Source organism: Acidobacteriota bacterium (assembly GCA_016715115.1).
Taxonomy (GTDB): Bacteria; Acidobacteriota; Blastocatellia; order Pyrinomonadales; family Pyrinomonadaceae; genus JAFDVJ01.
In genome coordinates this window covers 13,264-30,554 of record JADKBM010000009.1, presented here as the reverse complement: position 1 = coordinate 30,554, position 17,291 = coordinate 13,264, and the positions used below count along the sequence as shown (strand labels likewise).

Below are 17,291 nucleotides of genomic sequence, written 5' to 3'. Positions count from 1 at the left end.
AAGAATCATCAAGATAGACGACCATCGATCTTGGGGTTGGCGCGTAGTTAATCACGGCAAGTACCGTGCAATTCGGAGCGAGGAAGATCGCAGGGAACAGAACCGGCTGGCACAGCAGCGTTGGCGTGACAGTAAGCATAATAAGCCTAGCGTAAGCACTGATAAGCCAAGTAAGCCCAAGCAGTATACAGAGGCAGAGGCAGGTGAACCTTATATAGCCCCTAACGGGGCTATTAGTCCAAACGCGGTGCGTTTAGACCCTATTCCGTACCAGAAAATAGTCGATCTGTACCACGAACACTGCCCGTTAATGCCTAAAGTCGTTCGCTTATCGGAAGCCAGAAGGGCGCAGATCAGGCAGCGGTGGAAATCCGGGGAGCTACCAGACCTTGAGACGTGGGAGAAGTTCTTTAAGTTTTGCTCTGCAAGCAAGTTTCTTTCAGGGCAGGCAACTCCGGGGAACGGTCGCAAGGTATTCGTTGCGAACCTAGAGTGGATCACCAAGGAAGCAAACTTCTTGAAAATCTGGGAGAAGAAATACCATGAGCCAGTCTGAATATGTGATTGAAAAGGGAGTTCCTCTTGAAAAGAGGCAACCTTATAAAAAAGGGCGGTTTCCGTTTGATTCAATGGAGGTCGGAGATTCTTTTGTAGTGGACAAGAATCAATACAAGAACGCGAGAGCAAGTGCGGCCCTATACGGTAAAAGAAACGGAAAGACTTTCGCAACCCGTACATTGGCGGACAAAACAAATGTCAGGGTTTGGCGGACATCATGAGCAGATTTGACGCCGCACCTCCTGAAAAACCCTACTACGTCCCTGCAAAGCCGCAGGGTACAGACCCCGAAGTCCTTCAGAACATCGAGTACGCCGCGACCATGAAGGACAGAGACTGGCTTATCGATCGGCGTATTGGGCTGGACCGTGAGTCGGTTATGGCCTATGCGAAACATCTGGCTAATGCCCAACCACCTGATCCGCTGGACTGGGCGAGGATGGTTCTGACGCGAGTTGCGGATGGTGAGTGGTTGCCTAGCCTGGCAATCAAGAACGCGCAGGAAGCGCTGAAAGACATCGAATGAAGACTGACGAGAGAATCATCCTTCCGGACGACCCGGAAGCGGTAACCGCCGTCACCGTACATGGGTGGAAAACCATAGATGGATTCATCTACCTCGACGAGCGAGCCGCACGGTATGCTAGCAGCACACATTGTCTGTGCAAGACGTGCGGCAAGCCGGCGCGAAAGCCCTACACCAAATGCGATGGGTGCCGAGAACTTGCCGACATCGCAAAATACGACGCCATGCCGCGAGAGGAATGGGACGGCAAGGCGGTGCTGTACTCGGACGCGCTGTCCGAATACTACTCGTCGCTCGACGACGCTGAAGACCAGCTGCCAGACGACATGACTTTGGAAGGCATGCGCCTCATCATCTGCAGGCCGGTTACTGTTCGACCGCTCGACGGTAGCGAGTGGGGCGATGATATTCCAGAAGGCGAGGAAGACCTTCCGCCCCCCATCGAAGCTGCAATCAATCAGTTCAACGAAGCGACACGCGGCATCGTGCTGTCGTGGCGTCCGGGGAAGACGGCGCTGAAACTCGACGCCGTGCAGCAAGATGGGGAGCCGAAATGACCATCCGCAAGCCCAACATGCGTCGCAACCATACCGGCTGTGTGGTCGGCGAGCAACACCACAGAGCGAAGCTCAGCGACGCCCAGGTGGCACAGATGCGCGAGGCTTACGCTATCGGAAAAGCGCAGAGCGGGAATCGGTTCGGCTACGGGACTCTCGCGGCCCGTTTCGGCTGCGGCGCGAGCACGGCGCGCGATATTTGCACGTACCGGACGAGACCTTGATGCACAAAACGCCAGGAAACAGTGTTCCACGGCTGTTCCACGGAGTTTTTTTTGAGAGTTGGAACCTGCACATTGGTTGTCTTGTGAAAATGCCAGCAAGACCCCGTGGAACAAAAAAGTGTTTCACGGAATGACCGCCTTCCACTGCCTGTGCCTGATCTATCTAACGACAGAGACGATACACGGTAGGAGGTACATAGCGTGACGACAGACATCCTCAATCGTCTGATACGAGAGGCGAGCATGCAGCTCGGCAGCGACGCATGCAAGGATGGACGGCATCTTTGGGAGAGCGATGGAGGTCGGCACTGCCCGCAAGACTATACAGACGGTTGCAGCCAAGCTGTCTATCGATGCAAGGTGTGCGGCGACTACGACTACGGAGAGCCCGGCGGACCTGGGCATGCCGACTGCGTTGAGACGTGTCTGCACAAGCCATGACAGGAGATCAAATGTGATTGACTACCAGAACGTAAAGAAGGCAGCAAAGATGCTGCGGGAGTCCATGCATATGCTCGGTCGAGGACCGCTTGAGTTTTATTTACTCGAGTTGGTTGCTGCTCATGATCTCCTGATGGAGCGGTTTTCGCCGTTTAAGGTTGGAGACCGCGTGCGTTTAACGAAGACTCCGGACTATTCTCAAGCGCCAGGATGGTCGCATTGTTCGCACTTCTTGATTGTCGGATCCGAAGGCACGATACAAACCGCATCGTGCGGATCAAGAGGGTTTAAATTCGGCGTCATTTTTGACGATGAATCATGGATCGATACGATCGGTCACGCAAGGAAAAAAGGTACTGTTGTTCCGATTGAAGATCGAAACAAGCACGCATTCCAGTTTGGTGAAGATAGCATTGAGCATTACATATGCGCCCAATAATGCTATGGCAGTGCAATACATTTGCAGAGCAAAAGGCTTGGTGCTTGTCTCAGTTTGAGGCAGGTAGGACTTTGACTGATCCGCAAATTTGGATCGGTGGTGCAGATCCGGATAAAGTGGTGAGGGCGCTACGGCGTGATGGTGTTCCGCTCAAGACGTGTTACGTGAAAACTATAGATGCGGCAGGAGGCATACATCGCAGGACGCTGGCGTGGCGTATCTTGTCAGAGGACAAATAACGATGCGCCCAATAACCCTATCCTCCGTAACAAGGCCTCTAGCAGTAGATGCGATCTACTCCTCTCCTGACGGCATGCTGATGTGGCTGGCAGAGCGCAAGCGAACACCTGCACAGAACGCGAAGTTTCACGCAACCTGCGGAGATGTGGCGAAATGTGCGGAATTCGGCGGAAAGCGGATCACGGCGCAGCAGTGGAAAACGCTATTCATCTCGGGGCACGCCATCGCTACTGGACTCGGGGCGGAGGTTGTTGAGGGCCTTGAGGGCGAGATGGTGAATATCCGCGAATCGTCGGCCTCGATGAGTTCCAGCAGGATGTCGAGCGTGATCGAGTATCAAGAGGCTTGGATATACCAGAAGGGGATTCTGTTACCAGCTTACGGGTTAGCAGTGGCCCCGTCTTAACTACGGAGAGCGGAAATGAACATTGTTGAACGGATTATGGATATCGATGAAAAAGGCTACCAGCCGCTGACCGGCGCGATTGGAGCCGAGGCTGCTACTGAGATTGAACGGCTGCGCGCTGCAATGGCGCTGGCTTATGGCTATCTGTGGCATGTGAATAACGAACCGATGGCACCGGTTCCGCTGTATTCGCCGGAGAAGGCTGCTTATGAAGCGCGGAAGGTATTGCGCGACATGATGACGCACAAGCAGCGCGGTGAGGCTATAAACATGGTGAGAGCACTGCTTGGCTGGAACGGCCAGTGAGCGGAGAGTGCCTAGGATGTCAGACGATAGAGACAAAGCCCGTCACCCTGCTATCCGGTACGGTAGTCTGCTCGTCTTGCCCTGCATACCTGGCAGAGTGCGAGTCTAGGATGCTGGCCGCAATGCCCACAAACGCACTTAGGACTGCCTTCTTGGCACGAGTCGAGGCGGCTAGAGGGAAGGATGCAGCGCAGGAGTTGAGGCGCGCCACGATGGCTGTAATGAGGCAGAAATGAAAACTTGCAGAATCTGCAAAGAGAGATTTGAGCCAGTTCGCCCGATGCAGCCGACTTGCCAAGCCTTTTCCTGCCAGGTCGCATACGCCGATAAGGCTGCAGACAAGTCGCGGAAGAATCGACAAGCCGTAGAGCGCAAGGAAATCAAGGCCCGACGAGAGTCCATCAAGACTCGATCAGACTACCTAAAGGAAGCGCAGAAGGCTTGGAACTACTACGTGCGCATGCGCGATTATGGGAAGCCATGCGCGAGCTGCGGGGCAATGCCAGATCAAAAGTTCGGTGGAACAATGGACTGTTCTCACTATCGCAGCATCGGTGCGGCACCTCACCTTAGGTTTCATCTGCACAATGCAGCGGCTGCGTGCGTCAAGTGCAACCGCCACTTAGGTGGAAACGTCGCCGCGCTACGAGTTGGAATGATTTCCAGAATTGGGATTGAGAAGGTTGAGGCGGTCGAATCAAACAACGACGTTAGAAAGTTTGACATCGAGTACCTAAAGAGAGTGAAAAAAATCTTCTCCAAGAAGGCCGCAAGGGCAAGAACGACGAAAGGAAAAACATGGAACTGAAAGATTTGGTAGGCGAGCACATACTTGACGCGGTGGACTTCTCGACCGAACAAGTGGAGACATGGGGTGAGCCATTCAAGGCATGCCAGGCGATGCGGTTTCGACTGGATGGGAACGTCTATACGGTCACCGAAGACCCGGAGGACGGCTGCCGTAGCACCATGAAAGAAATCACTGCTGGCGACTGGCCGATGACCAATGTTTTCCAGCCTGTGCGCGTCGTTGGCCGGCATCGCCCTTTCTCCGAATATGGTAGAGGCTCCGACATATTGGAACTGATCGACGTTGGCACCGGCCAGACCGTGATTGAGGTTGGCACCGACAACTGCCATGACTACTACCCTAATTTCGTGGCAAACTTTCGGCCAGAATCCATGACGCCGAACGCTGGGTTAGGCCCGGCAGGAGAGTGACGATGACAATACACTGCGCTGGATGCAGCCATCCGACGATTTGCCGAACGCATGGCTGCGCGGCAGCGGAAGCGCGCGAGAACAAGCTGCGCGCGGCGGCACCAACCGATGCAGAACTGATTGACCAGTTGCGCCGCGCGCTGCATGGCATGGTCTTCGCGGCCGACCGAGTGGACATTGACAGGCCAACATTCGGCGAGTGTAAGGCAATGCGCGCTGCGCGCGCTGCGCTTCTAGCAGCTGAAGAGCGGGCCTAACGCTGACGTAATCGGACCTTGCGACGAGAAAGGGCGAACAATGAACACCGAATCTATGCCGGCGCAAGGTCCGGCTGCCGTAAATGTTAGAGGTGTTTGCGGAACCTGCCTGCACCGAGACAAAACCGGTCACTGCCAAAGCGAAAAACTATCAGAGGGGGATTGGGGGCAGACTGAAACCGAGAAAGTTGACATGCTGATTTATGACTACAACGAGAGTGGAGGTTTTTGGGTTGGGGAACGATTCGGCTGCATACACCACACACCTACGCGGAGAGGTATGAAAAATGAGCAATTACGATGAGCTAGACAGATTGATTCTTTCCCGCGTCGGGGCGCACGGCGTTCGCTTCGCGTGCATTGCTGCTGGCGCAGTGTGGATCGAGGCGGATCGGATTGCTGACGAACTTGGGCGCAAAGCCTATCGCGTGATCGAGGAACGACTGCAGTCTTTGCGCAGGGCGGGAAAGATCAAATTCGACAGCAAGGCCGGGTGGACTGCGGCGAGCATCATGACAACGGAAAAGATTGGAGCGAACATGGATATAATTGATCGGCTTGAGGTCGAGAGAATTAAGGACCTCCCCTCTCTGGCGTGGAACAATCTACTGACTCCGCGGGCTGATTTGTCCGTCAGGTCCGTGATAGAGGTCGGCCAGGGGACAGAATACGAGGCTAGACTCGTAGTTAGTGTGAGATTCGTGGCAAACGCACTGGAGTACGAGCAGGCGCTGCAGCTAGCCCGCGAGAACCTGTCCCGCGCGCTGTACGCCGACTTCCACGAGAAAGCACGGCAAGTTATCGGCCTTATCTATGCGCACGAGCGGGATGGGGCGCTTCTTGCAGCGCAAGAATTGCTAAGTCTCATCAACAGTTCTTGCAGGAAGGGGTAGATCATGGAAAGAGCGACCGAAACAACAACCAAAGAACTGCGCAATAACATCGTATTAACGACCGAAGATATCGAGCGGAGAATAATCGCGGAGATGAAGGCCCTAGGCATCACGGCCGACTCCAGCGCCAAAGCTGGCGTCTTGTGGCCGACTTGGCTCAAGCCGAGAAAGGGACAATGAGCCATTCCCGGACGGACTGCGGTGCGCGCGGGAGCCGGCTTAAATGACCGGCTCGCAGCCCAAAACCGTTTCAGACATTGCTATCGAATGCATTGCGAACGGGGCGCTCGACGAGGGCCGGGACCATACGAAACTACGGCGTGTGCATTATCTGCGCGCAATGGCCCTGGCTGGGATACACGACCGGATCGCCTCCTCGCTGTGGCGGATGGTAGCCGATGGCCTGACGCCACTAGAAACGGCGCGGCTCGCCAAAGGGGTGAAGGACATTGTCAGGCGCAGGTCGAGTCGGTTCGCGTGGAACCTCACAGAGTCGCAAATCATCCGGACGGCAGAGCATGCCGTGGCGTTCATTGTGGCGCCGGCCTGCCCTGCCTGCAGTGGGCGTGGCTATGAGGTGCAGGTCGGCACCGGCCGACTGTCTGACGTGCCGTGCGGATCCTGTAGTGGGGCGAAAATACGGCGTATCGACTCGCGCTATGCGCAGGACGTGCTAGCCGACCTCGAACGCCGGCAGCACGCGATGGCCAGAGGGGCGAGAATCCGCATGATGCGGGACGAGAAACTAGCGAAGAAAATATTGGATAACTCTTGATTTTAATGGTATATAATGGCAGGGAATGCAGAGGCGGCCCTCGACGGTCGTCCGGAATAACACCTTACCAAGAGCGAGCTGCGTAAGCCCTGCTCGCCCAAAAATTGCCGAACGCGCTACCGATGACACTCATCCGCCAGTACATCCTCAACCTGCGGCTGCGCCTCGACGCGCCGTTTCCCTCGCAACTCAAGGGCCGCACCATGCGCGGCGGAACCTACATTCGCCTGGTTTCTGGATGACGGCTACCTCTGAGTTGCAACGGTCGTGGGACGAGGCCCTCATAGACTCGTGGTTCGACTCCCCGGATGAATCGATGGTCAAGGCCGTGGTTGTTTTCCGCGGCAAGCACAACTTGGTGGAAGATGACGCGCTCAGCGCAATGCATCGAGTGCCGAACGCATACACCCACTGGAAGTGTTCGGTTCGCCGATTCGTGTGCGGCTACATACCAAAACTCGCCGGCTGGCTATGGGAAACCAAGAAGGAACAAGCCGACCGCCGCGCAAAAATACTCTTAGCTATGCGCGGACTCAAGGTGACCAGCAAAGACTACAAGGCCGTCGCAGAGAGCGCCGAGAGGTACAAGTCCATGCAAAAGTATAAGCGACATCGCCAATCCGTTGCGTTATCGCAAAGAGCATGGGAAGCGAACAGGCGCAGCGGCCAGTGGAACGTATGCAAGTGAGCAACGCCTAGTCACTGTAGCGCCGTTCCAAGGACAATCGCGAGTAGGGGGCGCCGGGAGCCCGCTTGGCTCATACCCAGGAGGAACGGGGTTCGATTCCCTGTCTCGCAACCATAAAAAAGCCCGCCATGAGCGGGCTTTGTTGCGACTGATATGACTGGTTTTAGCCGAAAGAGAGCAGCGCAACGATTAGTATCCAGCAGATTGCCATCGTGACGGTCAGCTTGGCCGAGTAGCTGGCGATCTCTACTGCCCGCAGGATTATTGGCGTTCTGGCAGGTTTCCGGTGCATCGAGACTGGATGACCTGCAATGATTGTGATGTATTTCATGGTTTCAGCTCCGATTCCTTGATCTGGAACAGTTCGAACAGCCCCGGATGCATTCTCCGTCGCCCAGCTTCCCATTCTTGCCAGGCGCGCCTGGTGCCGTGTATAAGCGCGGCGGCTTCGTCTTGGGTGAGTCCAGCGTATTTGCGGGCGGCGACGATCTCGTCTTTGGTTGGATGTGTCATAGCGCCTAACCGTAAATAAACCCACGCCCCGGCATGTCTTCGGCTTCCGCTCCAGCCGGCGCTTCGACAACCCACGCGAACACATCTAGCCCACGAGCATTGAACGCATCGGCTTCATTTTGTGCTTCGGCCTTCGTGTCGTACAAGCCAATCTGTGAGCCACGGTTATTCATTAGTGCAAACATGTCCCATCCCCCGTCTGTGCTGGTTCGCGCCCATCGCTCACCATGGCTACACTGTAGCACGCAAAGCGAACGCACGCAAGCGGTATGTAGAGAAATCCATATATATGGAAACGCTTATATTCAAACTTGTTCAAAGGAATCAATATGAAAGACCAAAAGCCAGCCAATCCAGTCAAGCGCCCCGGCAAGGGCGGCAAGCGAGGCTGTTGAAGTGAGGCAGAAGTCTCCCGCAAAGACGCCAGCCAAGAAGAGGTCGTCGGCTGCGGTAATCATGGGCGTATAGGCGGATGTCTGAGAACAGCCAAATATCAGGCAAGCGAGGCGGAAAGCGGTCGTCGTCGTTCAAGCCAGGGCAGACCGGCAATCCAGGCGGTCGCCCAAAGAAGACGCAAGAGGAGCTTGATTTGGTCGAGGCGTGCAAGGGGAAGACGCCTGCAGCCCTTGCGGTAATCGAGAAGATCATGACCAGCGGCAGCAATGAACGCAACCAACTCTCTGCGGCGCTGGCGATAATCGAGCGTGCGTGGGGCAAAGCGATACAGCCACAGACCCTAAGCGGCCCGAACGGTGGGGAAATCCCGGTCGGAATTCGGGTGTCGTTCAAGTGATTGTTGATCGTGTAGCGCCAAAGTGTCCTGTGTGCGGCAAGGCTTGTTTTCCGAAACAGTCATGGATGCACAAGGATTGCTCGGTGGCTAACACACAGGCCGAAACGCCTGACGTGGTGGCTAACATCGACCGGACTGACGAAATCAGCGATTGCGCGGTGGCTAACAGCCGACATGGCAAACACGCTGACCCTGAGAGTCGCCGCGCGTACATGCGGGAGTACATGGCAAAGCGCCGGGCAAAATGAGCGAAGTCGAAGCGCAGTTCCCCGAAGCCCTGCGTTTTCTGTTTGAGCCAAATCGATACAAGGTCTCATACGGTGGGCGCGGCAGCGCAAAGAGCTGGAGTTACGCCAGGGCTCTCCTGATACAAGGCGCTGAGAATCCGCTGCGCATACTGTGCGCGCGTGAGATACAGAAGTCGATCAGGGATTCGGTTCATAGGCTATTGACCGACCAGATCGCGGAATTGGGACTCGGGTCGTTCTATGAGGTGCTCGAAACAGAGATCCGCGGGGCAAACGGGACGCTGTTCATCTTCTCCGGGCTCGCGAGTCAGACGACGGAATCGCTCAAGTCCTACGAAGGAGTAGATCGATGCTGGGTTGAAGAAGCCCAGTCGGTCAGCCGGAAGTCGTGGAACATCCTGATTCCGACGATTCGCAAGCCTGGCTCAGAAATTTGGGTGAGCTTCAATCCTGAGCTTTCTACAGACGAAACATATGTTCGGTTCGTGACAAACCCACCTCCAGGGTCAATCGTCTGCGAGGTCAATTACTCTGACAATCCGTGGTTTCCCGAGGTGCTGGAGCAGGAAAGACGACACTGCGAGCTGACGAACAAAGAGGATTACGCCACCATCTGGGAAGGAAAGTGCCGGACTGCGGTTATAGGGGCCATCTACGCTCACGAGATAGATGCTGCGGTACGGAATGGCCGGATTTGCAATGTCCCCTACGATCCGAGGCTGAAGGTCCATACCGTCTGGGATCTGGGATGGAACGATTCCATGGCGATCAGTTTTGTCCAGCGGCTCAGGTCAGAACTGAGAGTGATTGACTACATCGAGGATAGCCACAAGACGCTGGACTGGTATTGTGCCGAGATCAATCAGCGACGGTACAACTGGGGAACTGACTACCTGCCGCACGATGGCAGGACGAAGGATTTCAAGACCGGAAAGAGCGCGGAGCAGATACTTAAGGCTTTTGGTAGGAAGGTGAAGATTGTTCCGTCTGTGAGCGTCGAGGACGGAATCAAGTCGGCAAGAATGGCGTTCCAACAGACTTACTTCGACAAGACCAAGACGGAACGGCTGGTCGAATGCCTCAAGCGCTACCGTAGAAGCATTAACGCTCAGACCAATGAGCCTGGAGCGCCGCTCCACGATGAGTTCAGCCACGGGGCGGACAACTATCGCTATGTTGCTCTGGTAGCGGACCAGTTGAGTAACGAAGATGAGGTAACTAGATCGCGTATTCCACCCCGCCGCGCCTTCGACAGAGACACCGGCGTTTAGCCAAATCTGCCGACCGAATCACCCAGAAGCCGCTCAATGCGGCTTTTTTTATTGCTTGGAGTCATAGATGGCAATCCCAGTACAGACCGCTGACCCGGCCGGCGACGGCTCGATCATCAAATACACATGGAACTTGACGACGGCCGACCCGATCGGAGATGCCCTGGCGTTTCCAGCATGGGCAGATCGTTGCTTTACCTTGACTGGCACTTGGGGCGGGGCGACCGCCGCTATTCAGGGCAGCAACGGCAGCAACTACGTCACGCTGACCAATGGGGCCACCGGAGAGAGCGCGACAACGACGGTCGATTCCGTGATTACCCCATTCGAGGGCGTGCTCTATGTGCGCCCGAACCTTACCGTTGTCGGCGTTGGCGCGTCGGTCACGGTTATCATTATCGCGCGGCGATCCTCGCCATTGCGCACCTGACGGGAGACCCGCAATGGCTACACCGGTTAAGATTTTCGATTACTGCGAGCAGTTGGCAAAAGGCGTGCATATTTGGGGCACTCACACCTTCAAGGTGGCGCTGACGAACACCAGCCCAGCGCAGACCAATACTGTGCTGGCAGACATCACGCAACTGTCCACTGGTGGCGGCTATACAGGCGGCGCTGGAGGCGGGCTGACGCTCGATACGGTGACCGTCACCGAGTCCGGCAGCGGCAACCACGACATCGTGCTGACTGTTGCCGACGAGGTACTCACGGCCACAGGCACTGTCGGCCCGTTCCGCTACCTGTTTTATTACAACGACAGCGCGACCTCGCCCGCCGACGCGGGGATTCTTTACTATGATCACGGCTCAAGTGTGACGCTCGCCAACACCGAGACATTCACGGCGGATCACGACGCCACGAACGGCCTGTGGAAACTCGTCTGATGGGCGCTAGCGTACCGGGCCTGTATGGCGACCTGACATCGCGGCTATTTGCTAAGCAAGTCCGCGAGGTGATCACCAATGGACACCTGCTCAAGATCGTCACGTCAGACAACTCCGAACTGACTATCGCGTGGGTAGATGGCGAGGGCCGCCCGATCAAAGGTCATCCTGTCGTCGTCGAGAGCGGAGCTAGGCTCAAGGCAGAGGGCATTAAGGACGTGATGTATCTCCCCCAAATTCGCACACGAGGGGAAGCGTGAAGATCGACTACACCGCGACAGACGGGCAGTTGATTGAGGCCGGGCTGTCGCCGCGTATCATTGAACTTGCAAAGCAACCGTTTATGCGGCCAGGTGGGATTGATTTTGATATCCCCTACGCGATGGCGGTATTGGACGCCCGTGAAAAGGCTGATCTTTATGCGCTGCACATAAACAACCCTGGCAAGAACGTATATTTCCCGCCTATTCCTGGCAAAGCCACGATGGGACTAGTTGTCGACCAACCTACACGAGGTGAAGTATGAAACCGCAAGCAATGACAATCGAAGCCGTGGCCGCGCAAGATGCCAAGGTAAATGCAATGACGTGGAGCGACATGGAGTCGCGCTACTATCTACTAAACTCCGTTGTCGAGGCGACTTACGCGAAGACCGCCCCGATCCAGACGAAACTCGACGAGGCGAATGCAAGGGCTGAGATGGCGCGCATCAGGGCAGTTGAACTGGCAGACCAGATTGAAAATATCTGGGGCGCCGACTGGATCGCGACGAAGCGCGAAATCGGCCTGATTGCCAAGCGCATGGCTGTCGCCAAGAAGCTCAATCTCGCTCCGGTCGCGTGATGTTCGATCGCCTGTTGTGGCGTAGTGCGGCGAGCGCGACCTATACGCTCGCCGTCGTTGCTCTGTTCGCTGTGTGCGGGAGCGCGCACGCGACCAACTATTTCTCGTGGGGTGCCGAGGGCAACACATATATTGCCAACGGCGTCTCTACGACTTTCTTGTACGGCTACATAGGTAATTCATCGCAGGACTGCACGGTGTCTCACTCTGGCTCGTGCTCCATGAAAATAATAGTAGATGGATCGACAGGGGACGAGTCACAGGGGAAAGAACTTAACGCGCCGATTCGTATTACAGGCGCAGACATTGTTGGTGGTCCCGCTATCTATTATCGCTGGTGGATGAGAATAAATACCGGCTGGAGTTGGGGTAGCGTTACGCCAAAGACTAAGTCGTCCCGCGTGGTTGCAGATTTTGACGGCAATTCCGGCATCAGGGGCTGGACCGGATACGTCCAAGCGAGCGGGTTCAATGTCGGAGAGTGCGACGGCGCGGGCGCTGGTGGCGGCTGTGTCGATCCTGGGCCTAGCATCAACTACGATATGACCAACAAGGCCGACAACACGTGGCGCGAATACATCGTCATGATTCGCCCGAACAGCACTACATCCACGGCTGACGGCGAAATAAAAGCGTGGGTCAATGGCACACTTGTGGGGACTACATCCAATTTCATCCTGCACGACGACGCGGGGACGGAATGGTGGGAGTCGTGGGGCGGCTGGATGATGATGCCGTACTTCCAAATGAACGATGCGGCGGGAGGCGGAACGATCTACGTTGATGACATCTCAACGGACAACGTTTTCAACTCCACCTTTGGAGGGGGAGACACTACCGCCCCGACCGGCGTAGCTGTCACCGTACCAAGCACCGGCGCGACTGTCAGCGGCAATCAAACTGTCACCGCAACATGCACAGATGAAACGGCAGTTGCAAACGTGCAAATGCTGCTTGATGGGTCGAGTCTCGGCACTGCCGATACTTCCAGTCCCTACTCGATCACGTGGGACACGACTGGCGCAAGCAACGGTACGCACACACTCTCCGCGCGCTGCACCGACACCAGCAGCAATCAGACGACTTCTTCGACGATCAGCGTCACGGTCAGCAACATAGGGGGCGCAGTAGGATGCCCGTCAGGGTGGGAAAGCAGCCATCCGACGTGGATTTGGTGCGACGATTTCGAGACGGATAAGAGCGCGTCATGGTGGGATTCAAACGGATTCGGATCGAGCATGGTGCGATCCGCCGGAAATGGAAGCCCCGGCTATTCACTGCGTGCAACCTTCCCGAATACAACCGGGACGTCAAATGGTGGCGACTTCAAGATCGTGTTCGGCGACACGGCCTATACGCCGAACGTCAAGTCGAGCACAGATGTCACGGAGATTTACTGGCGTGCGTACATCAAGCATTCGGCGGGCTGGAATCCAGGCGACGGCTGGAAATTCACCCGCGCTGTTGGGTGCTCAAGCGCAACAGGGTATTGCCCGAACCAGACATTCATGACGCACTGGTGGTCTGGTGGTGGATCGTATTCAACGGTCCTTGGCGTTGATCCTGCGTCTGGCGTTAGCGGCTCAACGGTAGTGACGACGACGTGGAACGATACGGCAAACTTCACCTGGCTAGGGGCTGACGCCGGGACTATCCCCGTGATGGGCAATTCACGCGCGAACACATGGCAGTGCATCGAGGGCCACGTTAAACTCAATACGCTTGGCGCATCGGACGGGGTGCAGGAGTTGTGGGTCGATGGGGTGCTGGATGCTCAGGCAACAGGGCTGAATCTGCGCGGCAGCTACGCCGGCACCTACAACGGCATCAACATGATGTCGTTCGAGAACTATGAAAATGCCGGCTTGGCCGTATCTGGCCGCACCCGTGACTGGGATAACCTCGTCGTTGCTACCGACCGCGTAGGGTGTGCATTGGTAGACAGCGGCGATACTACCGCGCCGACCGTTCCCGCTAGCCTATCCTGCCCGTCCTCGACTACCACGGGGATTACCTGCACATGGTCTGCATCGACAGACGCGGTAGGTGTCACTAGCTACCCGCTCGAACGCCGCTCACTCCCCGATGGCGGGGCATGGACGCAGATCGCCGCGCCGGCAGGCACGAGCTACGCCGACACGGTACCGACTACGACTCGCTACGAGTATCGCGTCAGCGCGAAGGACGCCGCGGGCAATCAGTCTGCGCCCAGCACATCGGCGACAGCTACCTCGCACATTAATCTATCCTTCGGATACGGCGTCAATTTGCCGCTTGAATTCCGGAATGGGGCTTGGGATTCCACGCAACGGGCACAGGCGCTCGATGCAATCGCATTCATGTGCGGATCGACATGCTGGGTTCGTATGGACGTAACGCATTCGACAGCCGAGGCAACGCAGGGCGTCTATACGTGGTCTGAGTACGACACGAGAATAAACGAGATAAAGGCTCGTGGCTTTAAGATTCTGCTGATGCTTGGCTACTCGCCGGCGTGGAATCGTGACGTGGCCTGTACGAACAGCAACGCAATGCCGGTCAATGGCGCTGCGTTCGGGGCGTTTGTCGGTGCGGCGGTCGCTCGATTTACCCCGGATGCCGTCGAGTTCTGGAATGAGCCAAACTCTCTAGGCTTCTCCTGCCCGGCAGTCAGCGCGACCAATTATTACGCTAAGGTGCTTGAGCCAGGCTACAACGCGGCGAAGGCTGCGAGACCGCAGACAGCCGTCATAACTGCCGGGACCGGTCCTGCCGTCGATGCGCCGGCAGCCTGCTCTCCCGGGTCTGCTTGCACAGAGTCTCGAACGGCGATGGGCTATCTGGTAGACCTATACGCCATTGCCGGCGCTAAAGAGCATTGGGATTGCATCGGCCATCACCCATATACCAACAATGCGCAGCCGCCCGGAACGGCCTACGTGAGCGGACTCGGAACCGGGTGGATGCAAATGGAGCAATACACAGGTACCTCGCTGCGTACCGCGATGACGAACAACGGGCAGTCGGCGCTAAAGATATGTACGACGGAATGGGGGATTCCAACTGGCGGAACGGGCAACATGGGTTCAGTCAGCACGACATTGCAAGCGGATAGTTGGGTGTCGTCCGGCTTTCCGATCCTCGCCGGAAAATCATGGGCTGGCCCTAGTTTTTGGTACGTCTTGACAGATCGCTGTGCAACGGCGGCGCTTGAGGAGTGCTGGTTCGGTCTATTGCAACAAGACATCGTGACGAAAAAACGATCCTTCGGTGCGTTCAAAGCACTCGCCAACCCGCTGGCTGCGCCTGGCCGCGACAAGTTCAGGCCTAGGTAAATATGGCGACACCTGTTTTCGACGCAACACATAGCGACCTGGAAGGGTCGAGCGCAACGTCCATTACTAGCGCGTCATGGACGGTTGCCGGATCAAATCGATTTATGCTGGCGTTCCCAGCATCCGGGGATGATCCGGTAGCTGATCCGTCCGGCGCTAAATGGGGCGGGTCTGGCGGAACGGCACTGACCAAACAAGGCTCTACCGTCAATGCTGGATCATTCGGGAAACTGTCGCTATATACGCTGGTCGCGCCTGCCGCAGCTTCCCAAACGTCATATTACTCGTGGGGGAGCACGGAAGGCGAGCTGGCTGGCGGCGCAATAAGCCTCACAGGAGTCGATCAGGGGACGCCGATAGGCACCCCTGCAACTGCAACCGGGAACTTCGTTTCCGGAACGCAGCCTAGTCTATCCGTATCTTGCGCCGTTGGAGACTTGATTGTCGGGGCGTGCTGGTTTGTCGATCAGACCGCCACAAGTGACAGGACGGTTCTGGCTGGCTCAGGCTCCACAGAACGATACACGATGGAGCACTCGGGTAATTTCGAGGCAATGTGCATCGTTACCAAGACCGCCACTTCAACCAGCGAGACCATCAACTTTACAATTAATGGGACGAACACCAATCAATTAGATTGGGCCGTCATAGGGGTCGCTGTAAAAGGCGCATCTGGCGGCGGAAGCGCAACGACAACCGTCGAGTCTGCCAGCTACACCCACACACCGCAGGATGTCGGAGCAAAAGCAGGATTCTCGGTTACCGCAGATAGCGCCTCTTTCGCTTTCTCCCCACAAAACATCGGCACGGCAAAAGGCGGCGCCGCATCGATGCTTGCCGCACAGGCGTCTTTCGCCTTCACGCCGCAAAATGTCGGGACTAGCAGGACGCGAACCGTCGATGTTACATACCTTCCGGTCCCCGGAAACGAAGGCTATCGAATCGAGTGGGATAGTAATTCCGGTGCGCCGTATGCCAACAGCGCCGAAGTCGCAACGGATGTCCTGACCTATGCGATAACTGGACTTGCAGACCGCACGACGTACTACTGGCGCGTTGCTGCGCTGGTGGCCGGCGTGCCGCAATCGTGGGCGACCGAGGAAGTCTTCACGACAGGAATCGAGCCGCTGGCGGCAGAGAGCGCATCTTACGCCTTCACGCCACAGTCCGTCGGCACGAGGTCTGCTGCGATTTCGACAATTGTATCGGCCTCTTTCGCTTTCACGCCGCAGGACATCGGAACCAGCAAAGGGACCGGCAACATTGCCATTACGATCGCATATGCCGGATACACTTTCACGCCTCAAAATGTGGCAACGCGCGCCGGGTATCTTGTAGCGGCCAACAGTGCGTCTTACGCATGGACACCGCAGTCTGTCGGCACAAGTTCTACCGGGCAGGAGCATCAGTTCTCCGGCGCATGGCGCGTCGGCAGTTATCGTAGGCGACATGGGCGCTAATGGCATGACAATCAAACGGAGCAACATGGATGGCTAAGTGGACCTCGCAGTCGGTGATGGATGGCGGGTCGGACCTGATCCGCACATTGGCTGGTACGGCGGGCCGCGTGAAGATGCACGCCATTAAAGCGTATTCGGCCAGCGATTCCTATTCGACGGTCGTCACGACAAATAGCTGTGGATCGGTCGATCTGGCAGCTGGAGACATCGTGCAATCCGGTGCGGCCGGAGCTGCGCGTGTGAGCACGTTCGCCGCCAAGAGTATTGCGCTCACGGCAAACTCAGGAGCCTCACCTGATACGCATATCGCCGTGGTCGATTCTGTCGGATCGGCGGTCTTGCTCGTGACAGACGAGACCAACAATCAGCAAATGTTCAGCGGCAACACGCTGGCCGTGCCGGCGTGGACCTGGACGCTGAACCAGCCGACCTGA

The 17,291-nt window shown here is 56.6% G+C and carries 26 protein-coding genes and 1 tRNA gene; 24 read left to right on the top strand and 3 right to left on the bottom strand.

Annotated elements, in window-relative coordinates; all coding sequences use genetic code 11:
* The first annotated feature begins 542 nt into the window (after positions 1 to 542).
* The 14 genes from IPN69_08665 to IPN69_08600 all read left to right on the top strand — a co-directional run bounded on the left by IPN69_08665 (position 543) and on the right by IPN69_08600 (position 7,645).
* Positions 543 to 779, top strand: coding sequence for a hypothetical protein (locus IPN69_08665; GenBank protein ID MBK8810786.1), 237 nt, complete (start codon positions 543 to 545; stop codon positions 777 to 779).
* The gene (locus tag IPN69_08660; protein MBK8810785.1) at positions 776 to 1,084 is read left to right on the top strand and encodes a hypothetical protein; all 309 of its coding nucleotides are present in this window, start codon (positions 776 to 778) and stop codon (positions 1,082 to 1,084) included. The genes IPN69_08665 and IPN69_08660 overlap by 4 nt, the downstream gene beginning before the upstream one ends.
* A complete protein-coding gene (locus IPN69_08655) occupies positions 1,081 to 1,641 on the top strand; it encodes a hypothetical protein (protein MBK8810784.1) in 561 nt (186 codons plus the stop codon). The genes IPN69_08660 and IPN69_08655 overlap by 4 nt, the downstream gene beginning before the upstream one ends.
* Before the next feature lie 17 nt (positions 1,642 to 1,658).
* A complete protein-coding gene (locus tag IPN69_08650; protein ID MBK8810783.1) occupies positions 1,659 to 1,865 on the top strand; it encodes a hypothetical protein in 207 nt (68 codons plus the stop codon).
* A gap of 454 nt (positions 1,866 to 2,319) precedes the next feature.
* Entirely contained in the window at positions 2,320 to 2,745 is a 426-nt protein-coding gene (locus IPN69_08645) for a hypothetical protein (GenBank protein MBK8810782.1), read from the top strand.
* A gap of 241 nt (positions 2,746 to 2,986) precedes the next feature.
* Positions 2,987 to 3,391: a recombination protein NinB gene (locus tag IPN69_08640; GenBank protein MBK8810781.1), complete on the top strand. Its 405-nt coding sequence runs from the start codon at positions 2,987 to 2,989 to the stop codon at positions 3,389 to 3,391.
* Between the two features lie 15 nt (positions 3,392 to 3,406).
* Entirely contained in the window at positions 3,407 to 3,697 is a 291-nt protein-coding gene (locus tag IPN69_08635; GenBank protein MBK8810780.1) for a hypothetical protein, read from the top strand.
* A 232-nt stretch (positions 3,698 to 3,929) separates the two neighbouring features.
* Positions 3,930 to 4,505: a recombination protein NinG gene (locus tag IPN69_08630; protein ID MBK8810779.1), complete on the top strand. Its 576-nt coding sequence runs from the start codon at positions 3,930 to 3,932 to the stop codon at positions 4,503 to 4,505.
* Positions 4,496 to 4,918: a hypothetical protein gene (locus IPN69_08625; protein ID MBK8810778.1), complete on the top strand. Its 423-nt coding sequence runs from the start codon at positions 4,496 to 4,498 to the stop codon at positions 4,916 to 4,918. The genes IPN69_08630 and IPN69_08625 overlap by 10 nt, the downstream gene beginning before the upstream one ends.
* Before the next feature lie 544 nt (positions 4,919 to 5,462).
* Positions 5,463 to 6,068 carry a hypothetical protein gene (locus IPN69_08620; GenBank protein ID MBK8810777.1) on the top strand — a complete coding sequence of 202 codons (606 nt, stop codon included), beginning with the start codon at positions 5,463 to 5,465 and terminating at the stop codon, positions 6,066 to 6,068.
* A 3-nt stretch (positions 6,069 to 6,071) separates the two neighbouring features.
* Entirely contained in the window at positions 6,072 to 6,248 is a 177-nt protein-coding gene (locus IPN69_08615) for a hypothetical protein (GenBank protein MBK8810776.1), read from the top strand.
* 43 nt (positions 6,249 to 6,291) lie between these two features.
* Positions 6,292 to 6,843, top strand: coding sequence for a hypothetical protein (locus tag IPN69_08610; GenBank protein MBK8810775.1), 552 nt, complete (start codon positions 6,292 to 6,294; stop codon positions 6,841 to 6,843).
* A gap of 316 nt (positions 6,844 to 7,159) precedes the next feature.
* On the top strand, positions 7,160 to 7,531 hold the full coding sequence (locus IPN69_08605; protein MBK8810774.1) for a hypothetical protein: 372 nt from the start codon (positions 7,160 to 7,162) through the stop codon (positions 7,529 to 7,531).
* 38 nt (positions 7,532 to 7,569) lie between these two features.
* Positions 7,570 to 7,645 (top strand) — tRNA-Met (locus tag IPN69_08600).
* Between the two features lie 49 nt (positions 7,646 to 7,694).
* Here IPN69_08600 and IPN69_08595 read toward each other — a convergent pair.
* The 3 genes from IPN69_08595 to IPN69_08585 form a co-directional block, all read right to left on the bottom strand.
* On the bottom strand, positions 7,695 to 7,862 hold the full coding sequence (locus IPN69_08595) for a hypothetical protein (protein MBK8810773.1): 168 nt from the start codon (positions 7,860 to 7,862) through the stop codon (positions 7,695 to 7,697).
* On the bottom strand, positions 7,859 to 8,044 hold the full coding sequence (locus tag IPN69_08590; GenBank protein ID MBK8810772.1) for a helix-turn-helix transcriptional regulator: 186 nt from the start codon (positions 8,042 to 8,044) through the stop codon (positions 7,859 to 7,861). Before IPN69_08590 ends, IPN69_08595 begins: the two co-directional genes overlap by 4 nt.
* 305 nt (positions 8,045 to 8,349) lie before the next feature.
* Positions 8,350 to 8,502, bottom strand: coding sequence for a hypothetical protein (locus tag IPN69_08585; GenBank protein ID MBK8810771.1), 153 nt, complete (start codon positions 8,500 to 8,502; stop codon positions 8,350 to 8,352).
* Between the two features lie 14 nt (positions 8,503 to 8,516).
* Between IPN69_08585 and IPN69_08580 the strand changes: the two genes are divergently transcribed.
* The 10 genes from IPN69_08580 to IPN69_08535 all read left to right on the top strand — a co-directional run bounded on the left by IPN69_08580 (position 8,517) and on the right by IPN69_08535 (position 17,291).
* A complete protein-coding gene (locus tag IPN69_08580; protein MBK8810770.1) occupies positions 8,517 to 8,837 on the top strand; it encodes a hypothetical protein in 321 nt (106 codons plus the stop codon).
* A gap of 244 nt (positions 8,838 to 9,081) precedes the next feature.
* A complete protein-coding gene (locus IPN69_08575) occupies positions 9,082 to 10,356 on the top strand; it encodes a PBSX family phage terminase large subunit (GenBank protein ID MBK8810769.1) in 1,275 nt (424 codons plus the stop codon).
* Positions 10,357 to 10,423: 67 nt separating this feature from the next.
* Entirely contained in the window at positions 10,424 to 10,786 is a 363-nt protein-coding gene (locus IPN69_08570; GenBank protein MBK8810768.1) for a hypothetical protein, read from the top strand.
* Positions 10,787 to 10,799: 13 nt separating this feature from the next.
* Positions 10,800 to 11,240: a hypothetical protein gene (locus IPN69_08565; protein ID MBK8810767.1), complete on the top strand. Its 441-nt coding sequence runs from the start codon at positions 10,800 to 10,802 to the stop codon at positions 11,238 to 11,240.
* Positions 11,240 to 11,500, top strand: coding sequence for a hypothetical protein (locus IPN69_08560; protein ID MBK8810766.1), 261 nt, complete (start codon positions 11,240 to 11,242; stop codon positions 11,498 to 11,500). The genes IPN69_08565 and IPN69_08560 overlap by 1 nt, the downstream gene beginning before the upstream one ends.
* Entirely contained in the window at positions 11,497 to 11,766 is a 270-nt protein-coding gene (locus tag IPN69_08555; GenBank protein MBK8810765.1) for a hypothetical protein, read from the top strand. The genes IPN69_08560 and IPN69_08555 overlap by 4 nt, the downstream gene beginning before the upstream one ends.
* Positions 11,763 to 12,083 carry a hypothetical protein gene (locus IPN69_08550; GenBank protein MBK8810764.1) on the top strand — a complete coding sequence of 107 codons (321 nt, stop codon included), beginning with the start codon at positions 11,763 to 11,765 and terminating at the stop codon, positions 12,081 to 12,083. The genes IPN69_08555 and IPN69_08550 overlap by 4 nt, the downstream gene beginning before the upstream one ends.
* Positions 12,083 to 15,397 (top strand): hypothetical protein, encoded by a 3,315-nt coding sequence (locus tag IPN69_08545; GenBank protein MBK8810763.1) that lies wholly within the window; start codon positions 12,083 to 12,085, stop codon positions 15,395 to 15,397. Before IPN69_08550 ends, IPN69_08545 begins: the two co-directional genes overlap by 1 nt.
* 2 nt (positions 15,398 to 15,399) lie before the next feature.
* The gene (locus tag IPN69_08540; GenBank protein ID MBK8810762.1) at positions 15,400 to 16,857 is read left to right on the top strand and encodes a hypothetical protein; all 1,458 of its coding nucleotides are present in this window, start codon (positions 15,400 to 15,402) and stop codon (positions 16,855 to 16,857) included.
* A gap of 29 nt (positions 16,858 to 16,886) precedes the next feature.
* Positions 16,887 to 17,291 carry a hypothetical protein gene (locus IPN69_08535; protein MBK8810761.1) on the top strand — a complete coding sequence of 135 codons (405 nt, stop codon included), beginning with the start codon at positions 16,887 to 16,889 and terminating at the stop codon, positions 17,289 to 17,291.

Coding starts and splice junctions, on each gene's coding strand:
- IPN69_08665 (MBK8810786.1), top strand. CDS start 543: ATGAGCCAGTCTGAATATGTGATTGAAAAGGGAGTTCCTCTTGAAAAG.
- IPN69_08660 (MBK8810785.1), top strand. CDS start 776: ATGAGCAGATTTGACGCCGCACCTCCTGAAAAACCCTACTACGTCCCT.
- IPN69_08655 (MBK8810784.1), top strand. CDS start 1,081: ATGAAGACTGACGAGAGAATCATCCTTCCGGACGACCCGGAAGCGGTA.
- IPN69_08650 (MBK8810783.1), top strand. CDS start 1,659: ATGCGTCGCAACCATACCGGCTGTGTGGTCGGCGAGCAACACCACAGA.
- IPN69_08640 (MBK8810781.1), top strand. CDS start 2,987: ATGCGCCCAATAACCCTATCCTCCGTAACAAGGCCTCTAGCAGTAGAT.
- IPN69_08635 (MBK8810780.1), top strand. CDS start 3,407: ATGAACATTGTTGAACGGATTATGGATATCGATGAAAAAGGCTACCAG.
- IPN69_08630 (MBK8810779.1), top strand. CDS start 3,930: ATGAAAACTTGCAGAATCTGCAAAGAGAGATTTGAGCCAGTTCGCCCG.
- IPN69_08625 (MBK8810778.1), top strand. CDS start 4,496: ATGGAACTGAAAGATTTGGTAGGCGAGCACATACTTGACGCGGTGGAC.
- IPN69_08620 (MBK8810777.1), top strand. CDS start 5,463: ATGAGCAATTACGATGAGCTAGACAGATTGATTCTTTCCCGCGTCGGG.
- IPN69_08615 (MBK8810776.1), top strand. CDS start 6,072: ATGGAAAGAGCGACCGAAACAACAACCAAAGAACTGCGCAATAACATC.
- IPN69_08610 (MBK8810775.1), top strand. CDS start 6,292: ATGACCGGCTCGCAGCCCAAAACCGTTTCAGACATTGCTATCGAATGC.
- IPN69_08605 (MBK8810774.1), top strand. CDS start 7,160: ATGGTCAAGGCCGTGGTTGTTTTCCGCGGCAAGCACAACTTGGTGGAA.
- IPN69_08595 (MBK8810773.1), bottom strand. CDS start 7,862: ATGAAATACATCACAATCATTGCAGGTCATCCAGTCTCGATGCACCGG.
- IPN69_08590 (MBK8810772.1), bottom strand. CDS start 8,044: ATGACACATCCAACCAAAGACGAGATCGTCGCCGCCCGCAAATACGCT.
- IPN69_08585 (MBK8810771.1), bottom strand. CDS start 8,502: ATGATTACCGCAGCCGACGACCTCTTCTTGGCTGGCGTCTTTGCGGGA.
- IPN69_08580 (MBK8810770.1), top strand. CDS start 8,517: ATGTCTGAGAACAGCCAAATATCAGGCAAGCGAGGCGGAAAGCGGTCG.
- IPN69_08575 (MBK8810769.1), top strand. CDS start 9,082: ATGAGCGAAGTCGAAGCGCAGTTCCCCGAAGCCCTGCGTTTTCTGTTT.
- IPN69_08570 (MBK8810768.1), top strand. CDS start 10,424: ATGGCAATCCCAGTACAGACCGCTGACCCGGCCGGCGACGGCTCGATC.
- IPN69_08565 (MBK8810767.1), top strand. CDS start 10,800: ATGGCTACACCGGTTAAGATTTTCGATTACTGCGAGCAGTTGGCAAAA.
- IPN69_08560 (MBK8810766.1), top strand. CDS start 11,240: ATGGGCGCTAGCGTACCGGGCCTGTATGGCGACCTGACATCGCGGCTA.
- IPN69_08550 (MBK8810764.1), top strand. CDS start 11,763: ATGAAACCGCAAGCAATGACAATCGAAGCCGTGGCCGCGCAAGATGCC.
- IPN69_08545 (MBK8810763.1), top strand. CDS start 12,083: ATGTTCGATCGCCTGTTGTGGCGTAGTGCGGCGAGCGCGACCTATACG.
- IPN69_08540 (MBK8810762.1), top strand. CDS start 15,400: ATGGCGACACCTGTTTTCGACGCAACACATAGCGACCTGGAAGGGTCG.
- IPN69_08535 (MBK8810761.1), top strand. CDS start 16,887: ATGGCTAAGTGGACCTCGCAGTCGGTGATGGATGGCGGGTCGGACCTG.